We start from the raw sequence: 20,656 nt of genomic DNA, 5'->3' as shown, positions 1-20,656 counted from the left end.
AAATCCCTGCTTTGTAACAATATAAAAAAGAGTAGTTATAAAAAATAAAACCAAATTATAGGCAATAAAAAACCCGCAACATGTGCGGGTTTTTTTAAAGAGTTAAAGAGCTAATTACTTAGCAGCTTTTTTCTCTTTTTCTGCAGCGATTACTGTGTCAGCTACGTTTTGTGGACATGGTGCGTAGTGTGAGAACTCCATAGAGAACTGACCACGACCAGATGTCATTGTACGTAGTGAACCAATGTAACCGAACATTTCTGATAACGGAACGTCAGCTTTAATGCGAACGCCAGTTAAACCAGCTTCTTGGTCGCTTAGCATACCACGACGACGGTTAAGGTCACCGATTACATCACCAACGTGATCTTCTGGAGTGAACACGTCAACTTTCATGATTGGCTCAAGAAGTTGTGCGCCCGCTTTAGGGATCGATTGGCGGAAAGCACCTTTAGCAGCGATTTCGAACGCGATTGCAGATGAATCCACGGCATGGAAACCACCGTCAAAAAGTTCAACTTCAACGTCTAATACTGGGAAGCCAGCTAGAACACCTTCGCCCATCATTGACTTAAAGCCTTTCTCAACTGCAGGCCAGAATTCTTTAGGTACGTTACCACCAACAACTGATGATTTAAACGTGAAGCCTGAAGCAACTTCGCCTGGCTTGATGCGGTAGTCGATTTTACCGAACTGACCAGAACCACCAGATTGTTTCTTATGCGTGTAGCTATCTTCGATTTCACGAGTGATAGTTTCACGGTAAGCAACCTGTGGTTGACCAACGATAAGGTCTACACCGTAAGTACGCTTAAGGATATCAACTTTGATATCTAAGTGAAGCTCACCCATACCTTTAAGGATAGTTTCGCCTGAATCTTCATCAGTCTCAACTTGGAAAGATGGATCTTCTGCAACCATTTTACCGATAGCAACACCCATTTTCTCATTACCGCCTTTATCTTTAGGCTGTACAGCAATCGAGATTACTGGAGTTGGGAATACCATTGGCTCAAGTGTTACTGGGTGCTTAGGATCACATAGAGTGTGACCAGTTTGCACATTTTTCATGCCTACGATAGCAATGATGTCACCAGCTTGTGCGCTAGTTAATTCGTTACGGTCATCTGCTTGCATCTCAACCATACGGCCAACACGCTCAGTTTTACCAGTAAACGCATTAAGGATAGTGTCACCCTTATTAAGCTTACCTGAGTAGATACGTACGAAAGTTAATGCACCAAAACGGTCATCCATTATCTTAAATGCTAGCGCCTTGAAAGGTTCGTCAGCAGATACGATTGCGAATTCGCCATTTTCGTTACCTTCTTCATCCATAAGAGGTTGAGGATCAACTTCTGTTGGAGCAGGTAAGTAGTCAACAACAGCATCAAGGATTAGTTGCATGCCTTTGTTTTTGAAAGCAGAACCACAGAACGTAGGGAAGAAAGCAAGGTCACGAGTACCTTTACGGATACAACGCTTGATATCTTCGATAGAAGGTACTTCACCTTCCATGTACGCTTCCATAAGATCATCGTCTTGCTCTACAGCAGTTTCGATAAGCATTTCATGGTATTCATCAGTTTTTTCTACCATGTCTGCAGGAACGTCAGTGATTTCGTAGTTTTCTGGAAGACCAGTGTCATCCCATACGTACGCTTTTTTAGTTAAAACATCTACAACACCAACAAATTCATCTTCGATACCGATTGGTAAAGTCATGATTAGTGGAGTTGCGCCAAGTACTTTACGTACTTGCTCAGTTACACGGTAAAAATCAGCACCCATACGGTCTAATTTATTTACAAAGATAATACGTGCAACTTCTGATTCGTTAGCATAGCGCCAGTTAGTTTCTGATTGTGGTTCAACACCACCAGAACCACAGAATACACCAACACCGCCATCTAATACTTTAAGTGAACGGTATACTTCAACTGTGAAGTCAACGTGTCCAGGAGTATCGATAACGTTAAAACGGTGATCTTTCCAGAAACAGCTTACAGCCGCAGACTGGATAGTAATACCGCGCTCAGCTTCTTGTTCCATGAAGTCAGTAGTAGATTCACCATCATGAACCTCACCTGTTTTATGGATTTGACCAGTAAGCTTTAGGATACGCTCAGTAGTCGTGGTTTTACCCGCATCAACGTGCGCGAAAATACCAATGTTTCTGTACTTCGATAAATCTGCCATTAATTTTACTCTTAATAAAGTCGATAAATTATTCGGCAGGAGTATAACATCACTTAATGCGAACATCACCATACAAGCCGCTTAAAATGCAATCAATTCAACATATTTTTTTTATCGTCAGAATCTATTAAATATCAAACATAACAAAAAAATCGCAAGACATTGAAATTAATAGCGTTTAATACTTAAGTTTCAGATACACCAAGTTACTTCGCTATTTTATAGCAACGTTCAGGGCGGCCAATACTGCCATAACTTTGATCCGCTGTTAACTTACCTGATTCAAGCAAATACTCTAAGTAACGGCGTGCTGTAGAGCGACTAACACCGACCAAATCGCCCATTTGCTGAGCAGTAAATGCAGTGGTTGCGTGCTCTACAAAAGCATCATGTATTTTTTGCAGGGTAAGTTGGTCGACCCCTTTTGGCAAACGATTAGAAATATTGGTTTGCTGCTTTGAGCCAAATAACGTATCAACCATTGACTGCGTTACTTCACTTGCATCAGAAAAACATTGCTGACGTGATTCAAAACGTGCAAGTGCTTGATCTAGTCGGTTTAACATTAATGGCTTAACCAAAAAGTCGCATGCGCCTAACTGCATTGCTTTTTCAAGGGTTTCAACCTCTTTTGCAGCCGTGAGCAGCATAACTTCACTTTTAATTGTTCGTCGTCGTAAATCAGTTAACAAATCTAAGCCATTACCATCAGGAAGGTGTATATCGAGTAAAATTAAATCAGGTTCAATTGCATGCAGCAAAGCTGTTGCCGTGCTTAAATTACCTGCAATGCCCACTACCTGATACTGTGCTTGCCTTAAACTTTGCTTTGGCGTTTGATTGCCTGCAATACCATTTGGTAATAACAAGTACTGCGCTAAAAGCTGTGCTACCTCTACTTCGTCTTCAATTATTACTACTGAATACGTCATGTTTAATGCTCTTATTATTTTGGAATATAAACACTTAGTCTTGCACCAAGTAGGTCTGACTCACCAATTTCTAACGTACCGCCGCATGAGTCTAAATTTGTTTTTACCAAATACAAACCAATACCATGCTCTGCCCCAGATTTAGAACTGTACTGAGGTGTAAAAATAACATCATGGTCAGAACCTAACCCAAAGCCTGTGTCTTCTACATCAAATAAGAGAGTTTTACTGGTTTCATCAACGGTTACGCGTACTTTTGCAGAGCGAGAGCCTGATGCCCTAACAGCAGCCTCAATCGCATTATCTATAAGGTTACCTAAAATAGACACAACTCGCTCGAGCATATCTTTACGTGCAATAACACCAAGTAGGCTGTCGGGGTTAAGCTCAAGCGCAACATTTAATTCTCTTGCTTTATGATATTTACCCACCAACAAACCAGCAAGCACAGGGTCTTGTATGCGCTCTAACAAGTTATGAATTTGTGCCTGAGAGCCCTGGCTTTCTTGCCCTATTATTTCTATAGCTTGTTCGTTTTTGCCCATTTGCACTAACGCACCAATTAAGTTGAGCTTATTAGAATAGTCATGAGTTTGTACCCTTAAAAGCTCTGCAAAAGCCTGAACTTTAGTAAGTTGTTGGCTTAAATACTCAAGTTCATCAGAGGGGCGCATACTCAGTAAAATACCATCCGCCTGCCCTTGCACTTGCAAAGAAAATCTCGATAATATAAGGCGTTTATCGGCGGCAAATAATTCAAAACCCACTATTTTACGTCGCTGATTACGCAATAAAAATTCTGCATGTTCAGGTAATAAATCGTTTAAGCTGAGGTTCTGATTAAGAATTGAAGTTGGTTTATCTAATATTTCGCAGGCGCGTTGATTGAGTTTTCGTACTTTTCCGTCCGGGTCGAGTGCAATAATACCGCTGCGTACCGTATTTAAAATTGCATCTTGTTCTGAAAACAAACGTGCAATTTCATCTGGCTGCAGGCCAAAAATAGCATTTCTGACACGCTGTCCAATATAAATAGCCGCCAGTATACTTAAACCTACAAGTATTAAGCCCCATATTAAAATTTCACTACTGCGAGAGAGAATAAGCGGATCGATTGATTGTACTAAAAAACCAACCGATACAACGCCTACTATTTCATTATTACCTGCGTACACCGGCACTTTGCCACGAATTGATTCACCTAAGCTACCATGGGCCACCGAAATATAGCGTTCACCTTTTAATGCAGCTTTGCTATCGCCTCCGACCATTTTTTTGCCAATTTTATCTTCATCTGGATGCACAATACGAAGCGCATTTTCATCGCCAACAACAATAAAATCAGCACCTACAAGCTGTCGTAAATCTTCAATTTTCATGTTAATAGCGGTTAAGTCACTAGGTATTTTCAGTGCATTAATTACATCAGCACGTGTGGCAATACTGCTTGCCACAGCTAATGCTTTATCACCAATATGGTTATGTAAGCTTTGCGCTGTAAGTTGATACACCAACGCGCCAAATAATAAAGCCTGCAATACACACAATCCTGTTACCCAAATAATTAATCGTGTTTCTAATCGCTTAGGTTTTGTGACCATGTTTTGCAATGGATTTAGCTTGTTGGTGTTTTTCATTTCATTCTCAATTATGCATTTACTTTGTCTGCACGGCGTTGCATTAAATAATCTTTTAACGGAAACAACAGCACTAAAATTGAAATTACAAATATGCTCAATGTTAGCGGACGATCCCATAAAAAGCTTAATGAGCCATCAGAAATCATCATTGAACGACGGAAGTTTCGCTCAATCATATCTCCTAATATAAAACCTAATAATAGTGGTGCCATAGGAAATGACAGTAATCGCAATACTAGCGCAACCACCGCAAATCCTACCATCATAAATAAGTCGAAGGTATTGAAGGACACTAAGTAAACACCAATTAAGCTAAAGAACAATATCATCACGGTGAGTACCGACTTAGGCATTGCTAATACTTTTGCAAAGTAAGGAATAAGCGGCAAATTTAAAATAAGCAGTACAATATTACCAAAGTACATACTTACAATAACCGCCCAAAATACACTTGGGTTTTCTTGCATAAGCATTGGACCTGGTTGAATGCCGTAAGCAATCAAAGCACCTAGCATAATTGCCGTAGTACCTGAGCCCGGAATACCAAGCGTTAACAGTGGAACAAACGATCCTGTACACGCCGCATTATTTGCCGACTCTGGCGCAGCTAAACCACGTAATGAGCCTTTACCAAACTTTTCTTTCAAACCTTTTGGCGCTAAATTTCGCTCTGTTGCATAAGCCATAAAGCTTGCAATAGTTGCACCAGCACCCGGTAACACCCCCACTATAAAACCTAAAATAGACGAGCGACCAATCACTGGTGCTATCTCTTTAATCTCGGCTTTACTTAACTTGGTTGAACCTATTTGCGGTGTGTCTGAGTCATTAATGTTTTTAGCATCTTTTTTCTCTGGTTTTACAACATTTACAAGCGCCTCGGCTAATGCAAACGTTGCCATAGCAACCAGTAAAAAGCTTATTCCGTCGAGTAAATCAGGTTGCCCAAAGGTAAATCGGTCAGTCCCTGATGATGGATCAATACCAACCGTTGCTAGCATCAAGCCAAACACCGTCATCATCATTGCTTTTAAAAATTGCCCTTTATTTGAAAATGCTGCAATAGCTGTTAAGCCTAAAAACATCAACACAACATAATCAGGGGATTGAAAACTCAATGACACTTTTGCTAATAAAGGTGCAGCTACCATTAATAATATGGCGCCAATCGTTCCGCCTATAAAGGAGGAATAAGCAGCAATTGCCAATGCTTTACCTGCATGCCCTTGTTTAGCAAGCGGGTAGCCATCAAAGGAGGAAGCTACCGTACCCGCCACGCCAGGCGCATTAATTAAAATAGATGACGTAGAGCCACCAAAAATAGCGCCGTAATAAACACCCGCCATTAAAATCATACCCGAATCGGCGCCAATGCTGTAAGTAATTGGGATCATCAAGGCAATTGCGGTAATTGGCCCCAATCCTGGTAACATACCTATAAAAGTACCTACCAAGCAGCCAGCTATAACGTACATTAAATTATTAAAGTCGAGCACGGTCGACAAACCAAGCATAATTCCATCAAACATAACTTAACTCCACAAATCGCCCGGAACCAAGTAAATACCTAATACTTGAGTCATCAAAAACCAAAAAACCACCGCAACCGGTATCGATGCAAATAGCAAAATTCCCTTACGTCTTTCGCCCATCACAAAAAAGCCCGCAAGCAAAAACGCACTAGTAGAAATTAAAAAACCAATTGGCTCCAGTGCCGCGCTATAAATTACCATTAATATTAATAAACCAAAGGTGCGCAGTACGTGTGACTTTTCAAGAACATCATCAGTATTAGTTTTCTCTCTTGGTTTAAGCAATGTTGAACCAATAGAAAGTAAGCACACCACAATACCAAACCCGGCATATACTTTAGGAAGTGTCGCTGAGGTAACCGTTTCGTATTCTTCAAACGGTAGTAGCGGAATTTGCCATGCAACCACAGCGTATAAAGTAAATAGCGCCAAGAATAAACTTGGCCCTATTAATTCTCGATTCGTCATTTTAAACCTCGATTACGGCAATGTGCGGATAAAGCCAAGCTCTTCCATTACAGCTCTAAGCTGCACTTCTTGTGCTTCTAGTGACTTAATAAACTCATCTTTTTCTTGAAAAAGATTTAGCCAACCGTTACGAGCTCGTACAGCTTCCCACTCAGGTGTACTTTGCAACTCACGTAGTTTTTTTGTGTACTGTGCTAACTTTTCAGCGGGTAAATTAGGTGCAGCAAAAAGACCACGCCAATTAACAAATTCCATATCGTAACCTAGTGACTTAAGTGTGGGTATTTTTGGGTAATCAGGTAAGGGCTCACCCGATGTAACCGCTAAAATACGTGCTTGACCACCGTTAGCTACTTCAAGCGCTTCACTTAAGCCAGTAGAAAGTAAATTCACTTCGCCTGAAAGCAACCCAGCCTTAGCTTTACCGCCTGCATCGTAAGGAATATAACGTAGGCGTCGACCATCTATACCCGCAGCTTTAACTGCTTGAGCCGCCACTAAGTGATCCATACTGCCGCGAGCAGAACCGCCCGCTACTTTTACCGAACTTGGATCTTCTTTTATTGATTTAATAACATCCTCCCAAGTTTTAAATGGAGAGTCATTACGCACTACAAACGCGCCATAATCTGCAATCATACTGGCTACAGGTGTTAAATCGCGATAGCTATAAGGAATTCGGCCACTTAACGCGCGCAATACGATAGGCGTTGAGTTAACCATTAAAATATCGCCCTTTTTAGTGCCCGACTCAATTAAATACGCAATAGCACGACCGCCTCCACCACCAGACATATTTTGAAAAGATGCATTATTTTCAATGCCTGACTTAACTAAACCTTCGCCTATACCACGGGCAGTTGTATCCCAACCACCACCAGGCCCGCCAGGGATTAAAAAGTGAGTGTCGGCCATTGCCATTGGGCTGCTAAGTACTAACGATGCTGCAAGTATGGTCGTTTGTAATGATTTAAATAATTTCATTGTGTGTCCCTTTAAAATAAATACTGCATACGTGCACTAAAGCCCATACCAGAGTCTTCGTCGCCAACCAGCGCAGCGGTGCCTGGGCCCTCTACATCGCTGTAGATAAAGTTGCCCATAAATTTAATGTCACTACTAACGTAATAGCTTGTTCCTAATGTAAAGGTGGTTACTTCGCTGCCTTGGTTTTTACTCGTTGCATCCATTTGTGAAACACGCGCAACAAGCTCCCATGCATTTTTAATATTTTTAGGTTGAACAAATAGAGCTGAGCTGGCTTTGTACTGTCGTTGCTCCCCCCCTAAAAAGTAACTTGCTGAAATATGAAAACCGTCAAAACGTTCTCCATCTAAATCATCACTACTATTAAGCGCATCTAATGCACGGCTTGCGTACTCAGCCTCTAGTGTTAAAGAGTCAGCCTGAAAAGCAAATTCAAGTCCCGACTGCGATAAGCTATCCAATGATACTGTTGTACCGCCTGTAGCATAATTAACTAGGCGTACATTGGTTTCACGTACTTCACCACGCGCAAAACGATCTCCTAGTTCATTGCCGCCCATATCGCGATATGAATGCCATGCACCTAAATGAATTACATCACCAGGGGCTGCACTCGACCACGTCGCACGCCCTGTAATAGCAAGAGTAAGCTTGTCGTTTTCATCACTACCTGTTGCACCAAATGCATCATTTTTGTAAACGCCTATCGCGTAACGAAAGCCAGTATCATTAAAATATTGATAGGCAGAAGCGCCCCAACGAAAAAAGGGCGAGAAGGTATTAGCAAGCGAACTACGCTCAATAGTATTAATATGTTTTGAACTGGTTAATGCATTTAGTGAGATATCTTCGCGAATTTTACCTACTTTAACTTTAAGTCCGTTATCGAACGCATAACGTACTCGCGCCATCACTATTTCAGCGTCACCTTCGCCAAATTCTAAAAGTAATTTGTGATCCCAGTTACCATGTTCACTCTCTACATAGGTACGAATACGGCGAGGGAAAAAGTCGCTCCCGCCAGAGCCCTCGTTCTTGGCATTGTAAGCGCCATCAGAATAGTTGTAGTCGAGCTGAACCCGTCCACCAAACTCTAAATTAAAACCACTGGTTGTTTTTAGTACACTTACTTCTTTTTGTAACGCATCTAATTGCTCTTGTAGTTTTTGCGTATCGTTATCGGCTAAAACGGATGTACTTGCTAGTGCGGCAGCAACTGCCAAAGCGAGTTGTGTGTTACTTGCTTTCATTATTCTCTCCACGCTTGTGTATTTGTTGTCAGGTAGATAAGCGACGACAAACTGCTATCTAACTCGCAGCTTATTGTTAACGTGAAATTAACTAAATATTTAGAAGGTAAGGTGCATTGATGATCGTTATGTGCTTTTTGCTCATAAAATTCATGAACAAAAAGAGCAAAAGCAGTTACTGTTTATATTTTGATTTATAAACACTTTTAATGGTTTGAATGATTACCATACGAATAAACAGATAAGATTTTTGCAGATCTAACAAAGCCCACAATAAAGTAGGCTTAACTAATTATGATTTAGCAATACAACTAAAAAATCATTTCAGGGACATTTAAGGGGGGGATAAGCATTTCGCACTTACATAGCAGTTTATTTATACACTATTAATTAACTGCTCAACAATGAATTTGTTAACATCTCATTGTCAAAAAATCCTAAATTTGGTACATTATTCCTTCAATAGTATTTATAAAAACAACTATAAGACCCTACAATGAAATGGAACTTCCTTCGACTCAGCCCTTGGCTAATTGCACTTACCTTATTAATTTTCTCTCATAATATTTTTGCGCAGCAATATAAAATAGATAAACCAGCTAATTGGGTTAATACACATATTATTGAGCAACCCAAGAATTCCGACATAACCAAAGTACGTGACGGCACACTTTATTTATTACTCGATAACCAATCCTATATACCGAGCAGGCAAAAACAGCAACGCTATACACGCTTGGTTATGAAAGCTTTAAATCAAAGTGGTGTTGATTATATAAGCCAGCTTAATCTTGATTTTGATCCAAGTTACGAGTCGCTAACGCTAAATAGCTTAACGATTATCAGAAATAATGAGCGCATTGATAAGCTTGATAGCGCGAAAATGAAGGTTATACAGGGTGAATCTGAATTAGCTGAGCGGATTTATAATGGTAGCTTATCACTCAATATTATTATTGATGATATGCGCAGTGGCGACATACTCGATTACAGCTACACAGTCACAGGCAGCAACCCTATATATGCTAATAAGTTTAGTACAAGACGCACGCTAAACTGGTCGGTACCCGTAGTGCAACAAAATATGCGTGTACTTTGGGGTAAACAAACACCTCTACATATAAATACAATAAACGGCACAGCAGATATTCAAGAAACGCTTAACAAATATGGTAAAGATTATTCTATAACTCTTTTTGAAGAACCTTTACTGGAGCAAAATTCTCAAACTCCAACATGGTACGACCCATATACACAAGTTTACTTTTCTGAGTTTGACGATTGGGGTCAGGTAGTTAACTGGGCATATCCGCTTTATCAATCAGCCATAGAAACCCCAAACAGCATTTTGGATATAGCTGAAAAAATAAAAGCAAAACACACAAAAACATCAGATAAAATTGCCGCAGCACTGCGCTTTAGCCAAGACGAAATTCGATACTTAGGGCTTGAAATGGGCACTAACTCGCATCAACCAACGTCAGCTTCAGAAACGCTTTCGCTACGGTACGGCGATTGTAAAGATAAAACAGTACTGCTTATTTCGTTATTAAAAGCGATGGATATTAAGGCCTTCCCTGCGCTAGTTGATACAGAGGAAACCAAACGTTTAAAAGAACTTCCACCTTCAGCAAGTGTATTTAATCACGTAATTGTTACGCTAAAGCAAAATGGAGAGCGCTACTGGCTCGATCCTACGGTCAGCTACCAACGAGGTACTCTCGAATATTTAGCACAGCCTGACTATGGCTATGCCCTAATAATTGATAAAGGTGAAAGCGCTTTAACGTCAATGGCGCAAAAGCCTGTACATACAAATGTATCTGTAGAAGATAACTTTTTTATTGCTGAAAAAGTATCCGAGCCATCACGTTTTGAAACCCAGTATACTTATGCTGAATTTGAAGCAATTAACCGAAGAAGTAATATAGCCAGCAGTGGTCTAAATATCGTTGCTAAATCTTATTTCGAGTATTACCAAGGCTTTTTAAATGGTCTATCAATCAATGAAGCAATGACTATTAGTGAACAAGAACAAACGGGTAAACTAATAACCAAAGAATCGTATTTAATTAGTGAATTTTGGGAAAAAACAGACGAAGGCTACGAAGCTAGTTTTTACGCGAATGAAATACAAAATAGCGTTTACGAACCAAAGCAGGTAAATCGCACCGACCCACTCTACTTTGGCTACCCCAATATAATTAACACCACAATAAAACTGCATTTTGCAGAAAAAGGTTGGGGATTTGATAGCGATCAAGAAGAAATTGATAACGACTACTTCAACTTAAAAACAACTACTGAATTTAATGATAATGTTTTAACACTGAGTTATGACTATTACGCAAAACAAGATCATATTAAAGCCGCTCAAATAGATGATTATTTAGCACAGCGTAAAAAGTTAATATCAGCAACCTATTACCCTATTCTAAAATACGCGGAAACGACCGAAACACCTCAAACAACAGCTGATGTGCTAGATAGCTTTGGTTATAGCTGGCTTAAATATGTGTTGGCTGGCTATATTTTAGTACTCATATTCTTTTTCGCCGATTGGCGATTAGAGTCAGCAAAAAAAGTTAAATTTGAAGATAGTCCATTTTATGCAGTATCTATAAGTAAGTTTATTATTTACAGTATTTTAAGTTTAGGCATATTTGTTAACTACTGGAGTTATCGTAACTTTAAAGCCATTAAAGAGCGCGATAACTCAAGTATTATGCCTATTGCTCGAGGTATATTTGCGTTTTTATGGTATTACCCTTTGTATCTTGCACTTGCAGAGCACAGCCAACAACAGTTAAACAAAAATAGAGTAATGCCTAACTGGACTGCCTTAACACTCTGGCTAATGGTACTCGCCAGCGCCTTTGCTTATCGTATGGACGAATACGCAACCATAGTGATTTGTATAATGCCATTTTTATGGTTGCCTCTAGTTAGTTACATTGAACAAACCGATACAAGTAAAGAAGCCCTACATTACAACTCGCACTGGCGAATTAGGCAGTATTTAATCTCGCTTGCGTTTGCACCTCTATTATTTTTAGGCGTACTTCAAGAAGTAAATATTTTACCCAATGCTGCAATTATAAAAGGCGATAGTTTATGGCCTTACCAAGTACACTTTTTAAAACGTAATCGCCTAACACCTGAAAACGAAGAAATACTCTATTTTTATAGCGATGCAATGTTTGATTACCGAGAAGACGGTAACGGAATAACCGAGAACTATATTTTTAGTTACTACAAAAACGATGACGGTAAGCTTAAATCAGATCTTAGTCATTTTAAAGACATAGAAAAAATAGAAACCACATACGGTAAAACTAAACTTGATAATACAAGTATTAAAGTAATAAAAACTGACGGTAGTGATTTCTTGCTCATTGTAGGGCGTCTAAACAAGCAGGATAAAGTACTAGTGGAGCAGATTAATTTACGTATAACAGCAAATAAAGTGCGTTAGTGGCTTAAAATATCCAATTAAGTACGAATATTTTTAGCCATAAATTGAAGGCTGTTGATCTTTAGGGGCTAAGGTTTTACAAGCAATGCTTTTATAATAAAAATCCATATCAAATTATTTAATAAGTATTAAGCATCTATTTTTTATTCTTAATTGTTCAGCCAAAGTAAGTATTTTTATTAAATGTCAGTGCTAACTAGCCGATTTATATATGAATAAAAAACAAACTCACTAATAATAAGAATTATTTGCATTTAGATGTTGACAGATAGTTAGATCTAACTGATAATCAATATCAACAAGACGGATTGCATACCACTTGTTAAGGAATGAATTGATTTGTTTCTCGACCCTGAAACAACGTGTGGCGCACGTAAACAGCTATGGTTACTTGTTATGAACCGCAACGCCCCTTGATGTTGATGATGAGTAACCGCCCTACTATTTTACTTGCTACATTGCTCATATCGGTGACGGTAGATATGAAACTAAAAAAGCCCTTACGGGCTTTTTTTATGTCTGTAATTTAGTGAGTCGCATACTCACATAAATTCAACCATTAACGACGGTTTTTACGTGCGCGTGCTCGGCGTTGTTTTTTCTCTTCTTCTTTAGCTGCTTTTTTAGCTTCTGCTGCAGCGCGTAAACCAGCAACCATTACTTCTTCTTCCTCACGCATTTGCGGAGTTTCCATAGTAATACGGCCAATGATACCGTCGCGTAATTCGTTGATTAGTATTTCAGACATTTTGTATGTGTCTATTTGGTTACCACCACGAATACAGCCACGTTTTTTACCCGCCATTTCAACAAATTCCCAATCACTTTGTGGTAATTCATCTATTTTATAACGCGCTTTTAATAACTCAGGGTATGCACGCAATAGGTACTCAGCTGTGTAACTTGCTACTTCTTCATACTCAAGTGCTGTATCACGAATGGCACCGGTGGCGCCTAAGCGATAACCTGAGTTTTCGTTTTCTACTTTTGGCCACAACATACCTGGCGTATCGTAAAGCATAATACCGTCTTCAAGCTTAATGCGTTGTTGCGCTTTAGTAACAGCAGGCTCATTACCTGTTTTTGCAACTATACGCCCAGCCAATACATTAATTAACGTAGATTTACCCACGTTAGGAATACCCATGATCATGGCTTTAATTTGCTTATCTGCACCCACTTTATGTGGCACTAGCTTTTTACAAAGCTCATTAATACGGTGTACTTCAGCTGCTTTATCATGCCCAAAAGAAATCGCTTTAACACCGTTTTCTTGCTCAAAATAATCTTTCCAGATTTGAGTCATTTTAGGATCAGCTAAATCAGCTTTGTTCAAAATTTTGATGACCGGCTTACCTTCACGCAAGGTTGCCACCATCGGGTTTTCACTACTGTAGGGAATGCGCGCATCAAGCACTTCAATGATCACATCCATTTGTGGCATTATTTCTTTAATTTCATTGCGGGCTTTATTCATGTGCCCAGGGAACCACTGGATAGCCATTTTTAACTCCTAACGTATAATTAACCGCTATTTTAACTGGCAATTCATTTAATTGCGCTATACTGGCGCAAATTTTTTCAGATTAGTTGTTATGGCTCTTAAATCCACCATTATGAAAGTGCAGTTATCGCTTAGCGATATGGACCGCCACGTTTATCAAGATTTTAATTTAACCTTGGCTCAACACCCATCAGAAACCGACCAACGGTTGATGATTCGCTTACTCGCTTTTGCACTCAATAGCTGTGATGGTTTAGAATTTACCAAAGGGTTAAGTGCAGATGATGAGCCTGAGCTTTGGCATGTAAGCTATAGTGAAGAAATAGAACTATGGATTGAACTTGGCTTACCAGATGAGAAACGCCTTAAAAAAGCCTGTAATAAATCTAAAAAAGTGGTGCTATATACTTATGGTGAAAACAATCAAGCAATTTGGTGGCAAAAACACCAACCTAAATTGTATGAATTTAAAAACCTAAGTATTTTTAGCCTTGATTTTGCAGCAACACAAGCACTTGCTGCTTTGGTTGATCGTGGAATTAAGCTCGCCATTACCATTCAAGATGGTGAAGTATGGGTAAATACCGATACAACCAATATTGAAATAAAACCACAGCAATTGATGTAACTAAGATAGGTTATACCAATTGCATTAAATTAGTTATCTATTATAGCGACAAGGAAATAAGTCGATAACAAGACGAAAATTATGACATATAGTTGTTCTATATAAATAATTTTTAACGCAGGTAGCGGGTTATTTAATACGCTAGAATGATCATGTTTTTAATAAAATTGGTATTAGGGAGCATATGAAAGTTAAACACGTTATTGTTTTACATGGCTTGTATATGTCTGGCTTTGTTATGCGCCCACTTTGTTCACGACTTGAAGAATCGGGTATGACGGTATTAAACATTACCTATAATACGCTCGACCCTCACCGCGATACCATATTTGCACAAATTGATGAGTGTATTTCTAACGAACCTGCAGCGCTTGTATGCCACTCAATGGGAGGGCTGATTGCACGTGCTTACCTAGAGGCAAACTCTCCTGCTAGCCAGCATATTACGAAGGTAATTACACTGGGTACTCCACATAAAGGCAGCCATATAGCGCAAAAAATGAAGCAAAAAGGGTTTGAATCATTTTTAAAAAATAGTGTTGAGTTTTTGCTTACTAAAAATGGTAATTGGCCTTTCAAAGCTAAGCTTTATAGTATCGCAGGCGATTTACCTATTGGGCTTATGCCTTTAATAGTCAAAGGTAGCAAGTCAGATGGCACCGTATTACTAGATGAAACCAAACTTAAAGGTATGGCCGAACACAAAGTGTTTCATTTAAGCCATACCAGTATGATTTACTCGCGCCAAGTACTCGATTACATTTTAAAGTGCTTAAACGAGAAAGATTAATCCTCTGCATTGGCTGCTATTTTATAACTAATTAAAAATATCACAGCCAGTATCAGCGGAATCGGTGCCGCAATGTAGCCAAAAAAATCTGAGTTCGCAAAGCTTGCACCTGCTAAGTGCGCTACTAGCCCTAGCACAAATGCGATGACTGCAATTCCTACCACAATTAACTCTGCTTTATTTTGTTTCGCTGTTTTTGCATGCATGTTATCTCTCCTAATTATTTCGACAACATTATTATGCGCCATTAGGGTGGATGATTTTTGACCTACATCAATAAAAAAATAGCTAAGTTATTACCTTGAATAAAGTTTGTTTTAGATCATGATTTATATACTTCTGGGTTTTATTTATTTTTGAGGGGTAGTATTTTTATTAATCAGTCCCACTTCTATTAATAGTCTAAAGTGAATACAGGTATCAAAAACAGCTAATAGGTTAAAACTATTAACTAGATACATTTAAACGATTTTACTAATTTATCGAAATTAGTAATACTTATCACAAGTTCACAAACAAACGGTTATTCAGGAGCAAGTTATGTCACATGTAAACGCAATTGGTCTAAACAGCGCAAAAAGCGAAGACATCATAAAGTCACTCAATACATTATTGAGTAGCTACCAGATTCAATACATGAACGCGCGTGGCTTTCACTGGAATATTAAAGGCCGTAACTTTTTTGAACTACACGTTAAGTTTGAAGAAATTTATAACTTACTACTTCTCAAAGTAGATGAAGTTGCAGAACGTATTTTAACGTTAGATGGCGCACCTCTACATGCATTTTCTGATTACCTTGAAGTAAGTAAAATTAAAGAAGCTAAAGGTATTAGTGATGGCGTTACAGCCGTAGAGAACCAACTTGCTGGTTACAGTACATTAATTCACATGCAGCGTGAAATTTTAACTCAAGCTGGTGATGCAGACGATGAAGGTACAGCCTCACTAATGAGTGATTACATCTCAGAGCAAGAAAAGCTGGTTTGGATGTTAAAAGCTTACTTAGACTAAAGTTAAGCAAAAAAAAGCCCTCAATGAAGAGGGCACAAATAGGGATAAATCGTTAAATAATCAAGCGATTCGGTTACTATATTAGCCTCCTCCCCATACTAAACAACGCCCCTGTTACCAGTGGCGTTGTTTTTGGTTTAAGTGGGCACAATACTTATATATTGGGATAAACGATGTATAAAAAATTACTGCCGCATTATTTTTTCCAATAAAAAAGCCCCAGCAATACTGAGGCTTTGTGAACGTAACTAATTAAGTAACTATAGTTAGTGTCGTTATTGTTGGTTAGAATTTACTTCTAAAACCAATGTAGAATGATTGTCCAATTGGGTCATACGTACCTGCATCCGTTTCAGTACCCGTGCTTGAACCACTTACACCCGATAAAATGCGTGGTGGCTCTTTATCAAATAAGTTACTCGCACCAGCGTAAAGCTCTGTTGAATCGCTGATATGGTAACTTGCTTGAACATCATGATATGTCACTGAACCAATCCCTACTCCACCTGGAGCAATACCAAAACCACTTAAGAATTGATCATCAAAGTCTGCAGCGCCAATGTAAGTTAAGCTCCAGTTAAAATCAAAGTCGTTAAGTTTATAACCAAAGTTCCAGTTAGCTTTATGCTCTGATGCACCAATCTCTCCAGCAAACTCATCTTTATCAGCGCCCGGAAGTGGAATGCTATAACCATCGATTAGGTAAGTATAAGCAAGGCGAGTTCTAAACGCACCTGGTCCAATATCAGTAGAGTACGTCAGTGTTAAATCAACGCCTTCTGTACCTAAACCACCACTGTTAGATACACCGCTATCAATAAACTCTAGTGAACCAGCACTATTATTACCTGATGGCGCACTACGACGAGTTATAAAGTCACAAAAGCTTGTATCGCCGCCGCCATAACATTGGTCAAGAATAAACTGACGAGGTGTTGACACGATTGCATCTGTAATTTCGATATCAAAGTAATCAAGCGTAATATCTAGGCCTGATATTAGATTTTCTGGTGTAAATACTAAACCTACTGTTACAGAGTCACCAACTTCTTCTTTTAAATCTTGGTTGCCACGGTTAAAGCCACTAATACCTTGTAAGTCAGACTGGTTAAGCGTGAACTCGCCATTTGAAGCGATATTAGTTGTAACACCAACATCTGTACGACAAGCATCACCTGCGGCACCACCGCCACTATTAGTAACCCCTAAACATGGATCGTTTAAACCGCTTGGAAAAGTTTGTGAAGGTGGAGAGAATAACTCATCAATATTTGGAGCACGCGTTGAACGTGCACGGGTAGCACGTAAACGTAAGCTATCCATTACTTCCCAGTCTACACCCACGTTCCAACTTTCAGTATTGCCTACTGTTGAGTAGTCAGACAAACGAACTGCTGCATTCATAGTTACAGAATCAAGCACAGGGATATTTGCTTCTACATAATACTCAGTTACGTCAAACGAGCCTTCTGTTGCTGGAATTGCATTACCCGCATTAAGGCCAGCTTGCTGTAGAGCATCAAATTCACTGCGTGAGAACTCTTCGCGGTATTCAAAACCAGCAGCGATACCTACAACACCCGCTGGTAGTTCAAATAAATCACCTGAAATATTACCACCAATAATTTCTTGCTCAACCGACGTTGAAAGTGAGCTAGGTGCACTTACAAAATCAATCGCACCTTGTGATAACGAATTGAAACCGTAAATATTTACCGGTGCACAGTTAAAGCCACGTGCTGTCGCATCGATACAAATAGCCTCATCAGTAATACCATCGCCATCTAAGTCTTGGCTATCGATAACAGCTTCTAAACCTTGACGAAAACTTTGTACATTAACTAGACCGCCTGATACTTGTTGCTCTTTTGTTTTACCATATACATAGTAAGTATCGTAGAACCAACCATCGGCTATTTCACCTTGAAAACCAAGCGCTAAACGGAATGTGTCACGCTCTGCTCGTGCTCCACGGTTACCTACATCACTTAAGCGCTTTGCAAAAAAGATATCTCGTGCGCCATCACCATCAGTATCAGTTGCTGCGTTATATATATCATCTGGAACAAACGCATTACGTAGAAGCTCACCGTTTACGTTAAATTCAATTGGTACTTGGCCATTTGCATAAATGTCGTCAGAGGCGAAAGGAAATGGCTCTAATTCAGAAACGGTCGTTGTTGCGGCGTAAGTACCTTCATAAAAAAAGCTATGTTTGCCGCTTAACTCGTAGCTACCGTTTGAGGCGAATAAATAACGTTCTGTAGGTATCGCTATCGTACGTACACCGCTTCGGTTAAAACCATTTGCAGCTACGCCATCGCCACCGTTAGTACTAAATGAGTTTTGTAGGTTGTTTGCATCATTAAACGTAAATGTTTCATCCCCAGCGCTAAAGCGCCCCTGTGGCGGAAATGAAGATAAAAATGGGCTTACAGCATCAAATACAGAGCCTGGGTTTGCTGCTGGATCATCTTCAAAGAAAATACCTGAAAACTGGTCTACTGCCGAGCGGTCACGGTCACGTGAAAAAACAGCACCTTGATCCGAATACCCAAGGTGGAACATCGCGTGCCCTTTCCCATCTGAGCTTGATAAGCCTGAGGTAAAGTTAAATTGGCGTGATTCATCATCGCCTTCGCTTGATTCACCATATTGGCCTTCGAATTCAACACCTTCAAAATCATCTTTTAAAACAAAGTTAACTACACCAGCAACAGCGTCAGAACCATAAACAGATGAAGCACCACCTGTCATAATTTCAACACGTTCGATAAATTGACTCGGGATAGTATTTAAATCGACAGCAGAGCTACCAGGTACACCTGATACATAACGACGACCATTTACTAAAACCAATGTACGGTTAGAGCCTAAATTACGTAAATCAACAGTAGCAACACCCGCACTTGCGGTATTAAAGTTTGAGTTAGTACGGCTAATAGCTGGTGTACCAAATGCAGGGTTCTCTAATAGTAAGTCTTGAATATTTAACGACCCTGATGCATCAATCGCTGCACTATCTACAACTTGGATAGGTGCTGATGACATTGCCTCAGCTGAACGAATACGAGAACCTGTAACTTGTACGCGTTCTATTTTAGTTATTTCGTCATCTTCTGCAGCCACACCTTGAAATGAAAAGCTTGCAAGTATCGCGCTGCTTAGCGCAACTGTTAACGACGATTTTTTAAATAGTCGCGCGCTACCTTTGTTAGTTAATGTCATATAATTCCCCTGAATTGTTATTTTTGTAACTAAATGGTTACTTCGCGGATTACAGTAAGGGGATTTATTTAAACACTCTACGGGCATTATTTATGAGGCGTAGTCTTTGGTACGAATAGCAGGTTTTATGGGATGAATCAGTACGTCACAATTATTTTATAAATATATTGTACTTTTCATAACAGTTTTTCCGCTAAGCACGGTCTTTATTATTATATACAGCAAGAGATATAAAATAATGATCGCTTCTTTTCATGCATTAACTTTTGTTAGTAACACTAAGTTTGCAACATTTTTAACAAAGCGTGTGCAAGATCACCGACACTTTGAATCTCAATCTTTTCTTCAAACAAATAGATTAGATCAAATAGACACAGATCAATACAACGTACTGTTTTACGAACTAACCAACCTAGCTGACCCTATGCAAATAGTGCATTTAACTGAGCTTGCTAAAAAGCTGAAGTTAGTCATTATTGCTCAATCGGGACATTTTGCGAGTTTTGCCTTTGAAGTTGGCGCTGTAGATTTTTTAATATTAGATTCAACTGCATCACGTATTGATAAATGCTTTGATAAGCTGATTCACCTTTGCCCGATTGCAAGTGCGGCCGAACGCCAATACCAGCAAAGCGCACAAGCTGAAAAGCCATCATCACATATTGTGGTTAAAGATGTAGGTAAGGTAAGGCTAATTGATATAAATGATATTATTTGGATTAATGGCGCGGGCAACTATGTAGAGCTGCATTTTACCCAAGGTAATACGCCGGTACTACATCGCGAAACCATGAAAAATATTGAACAACAACTAGAACCAGAAGGATTTGTTCGCATTCACCGCTCTACGCTGGTAAGAAAACAAGCTATTTGCGAACTGATGCCTACTGACAGTGGCGATTATAGAGTAAGGCTGAAAAACGATATGTGTTTAAACCTTTCACGGCGCTATAAAGGGTGTTTAGAGAGTATTATAAGCCCTCTTCAATAGCGGTTTATAATACTCATA

15 protein-coding genes are annotated in these 20,656 nt (G+C 39.4%); 5 read left to right on the top strand and 10 right to left on the bottom strand.

Annotated elements, in window-relative coordinates:
* Positions 1-114 precede the first annotated feature (114 nt).
* The 7 genes from fusA to H5122_RS16735 all read right to left on the bottom strand — a co-directional run bounded on the left by fusA (position 115) and on the right by H5122_RS16735 (position 9,008).
* Positions 115-2,199 (bottom strand): elongation factor G, encoded by a 2,085-nt coding sequence (gene fusA, locus H5122_RS16765; protein ID WP_004334977.1) that lies wholly within the window; start codon positions 2,197-2,199, stop codon positions 115-117.
* A 206-nt stretch (positions 2,200-2,405) separates the two neighbouring features.
* Complete coding sequence (locus H5122_RS16760) at positions 2,406-3,131, bottom strand: response regulator (protein ID WP_039488685.1); 726 nt, start codon at positions 3,129-3,131, stop codon at positions 2,406-2,408.
* A gap of 14 nt (positions 3,132-3,145) precedes the next feature.
* A complete protein-coding gene (locus H5122_RS16755; protein ID WP_182682772.1) occupies positions 3,146-4,768 on the bottom strand; it encodes a sensor histidine kinase in 1,623 nt (540 codons plus the stop codon).
* Positions 4,769-4,779: 11 nt separating this feature from the next.
* Positions 4,780-6,300, bottom strand: a complete 1,521-nt coding sequence (locus H5122_RS16750) for a tripartite tricarboxylate transporter permease (protein WP_008136529.1) — start codon at positions 6,298-6,300, stop codon at positions 4,780-4,782.
* Between the two features lie 3 nt (positions 6,301-6,303).
* Positions 6,304-6,771 carry a tripartite tricarboxylate transporter TctB family protein gene (locus H5122_RS16745; RefSeq protein ID WP_008136528.1) on the bottom strand — a complete coding sequence of 156 codons (468 nt, stop codon included), beginning with the start codon at positions 6,769-6,771 and terminating at the stop codon, positions 6,304-6,306.
* A gap of 12 nt (positions 6,772-6,783) precedes the next feature.
* Positions 6,784-7,755 (bottom strand): tripartite tricarboxylate transporter substrate binding protein, encoded by a 972-nt coding sequence (locus H5122_RS16740; protein WP_008136527.1) that lies wholly within the window; start codon positions 7,753-7,755, stop codon positions 6,784-6,786.
* A gap of 11 nt (positions 7,756-7,766) precedes the next feature.
* A complete protein-coding gene (locus tag H5122_RS16735; RefSeq protein WP_182682771.1) occupies positions 7,767-9,008 on the bottom strand; it encodes an OprO/OprP family phosphate-selective porin in 1,242 nt (413 codons plus the stop codon).
* Between the two features lie 496 nt (positions 9,009-9,504).
* On the opposite strand from H5122_RS16735, the gene H5122_RS16730 reads away from it, so the two are divergent.
* Positions 9,505-12,483, top strand: coding sequence for a DUF3857 domain-containing transglutaminase family protein (locus H5122_RS16730; protein ID WP_182682770.1), 2,979 nt, complete (start codon positions 9,505-9,507; stop codon positions 12,481-12,483).
* Positions 12,484-13,042: 559 nt separating this feature from the next.
* Here H5122_RS16730 and ylqF read toward each other — a convergent pair.
* Positions 13,043-13,987, bottom strand: coding sequence for a ribosome biogenesis GTPase YlqF (ylqF, locus tag H5122_RS16725; protein WP_004334981.1), 945 nt, complete (start codon positions 13,985-13,987; stop codon positions 13,043-13,045).
* Between the two features lie 91 nt (positions 13,988-14,078).
* Between ylqF and H5122_RS16720 the strand changes: the two genes are divergently transcribed.
* Both H5122_RS16720 and H5122_RS16715 read left to right on the top strand, forming a co-directional pair.
* The gene (locus tag H5122_RS16720; RefSeq protein ID WP_182682769.1) at positions 14,079-14,615 is read left to right on the top strand and encodes a YaeQ family protein; all 537 of its coding nucleotides are present in this window, start codon (positions 14,079-14,081) and stop codon (positions 14,613-14,615) included.
* A 184-nt stretch (positions 14,616-14,799) separates the two neighbouring features.
* The gene (locus H5122_RS16715; protein WP_182682768.1) at positions 14,800-15,405 is read left to right on the top strand and encodes an alpha/beta fold hydrolase; all 606 of its coding nucleotides are present in this window, start codon (positions 14,800-14,802) and stop codon (positions 15,403-15,405) included.
* Here H5122_RS16715 and H5122_RS16710 read toward each other — a convergent pair.
* Positions 15,402-15,611, bottom strand: a complete 210-nt coding sequence (locus H5122_RS16710) for a hypothetical protein (protein ID WP_024597139.1) — start codon at positions 15,609-15,611, stop codon at positions 15,402-15,404. The two genes, H5122_RS16715 and H5122_RS16710, sit on opposite strands and share 4 nt — an antisense overlap.
* A 334-nt stretch (positions 15,612-15,945) precedes the next feature.
* Between H5122_RS16710 and H5122_RS16705 the strand changes: the two genes are divergently transcribed.
* Complete coding sequence (locus tag H5122_RS16705; RefSeq protein ID WP_182682767.1) at positions 15,946-16,419, top strand: Dps family protein; 474 nt, start codon at positions 15,946-15,948, stop codon at positions 16,417-16,419.
* 285 nt (positions 16,420-16,704) lie between these two features.
* Here H5122_RS16705 and H5122_RS16700 read toward each other — a convergent pair whose 3' ends face one another.
* Positions 16,705-19,647, bottom strand: coding sequence for a TonB-dependent receptor domain-containing protein (locus tag H5122_RS16700; protein WP_182682766.1), 2,943 nt, complete (start codon positions 19,645-19,647; stop codon positions 16,705-16,707).
* Between the two features lie 238 nt (positions 19,648-19,885).
* Here H5122_RS16700 and H5122_RS16695 point away from each other — a divergent pair, with 238 nt between their 5' ends.
* Positions 19,886-20,638, top strand: coding sequence for a LytTR family DNA-binding domain-containing protein (locus H5122_RS16695; protein ID WP_182682765.1), 753 nt, complete (start codon positions 19,886-19,888; stop codon positions 20,636-20,638).
* Positions 20,639-20,656 lie beyond the last annotated feature (18 nt).

The organism is Pseudoalteromonas sp. SG43-8, from assembly GCF_014164245.1.
Taxonomy (GTDB): domain Bacteria; phylum Pseudomonadota; class Gammaproteobacteria; order Enterobacterales; family Alteromonadaceae; genus Pseudoalteromonas; species Pseudoalteromonas distincta.
The sequence above is the reverse complement of the archived record's forward strand: the minus strand, read 5'-3'. Positions and strand labels throughout refer to the sequence as shown.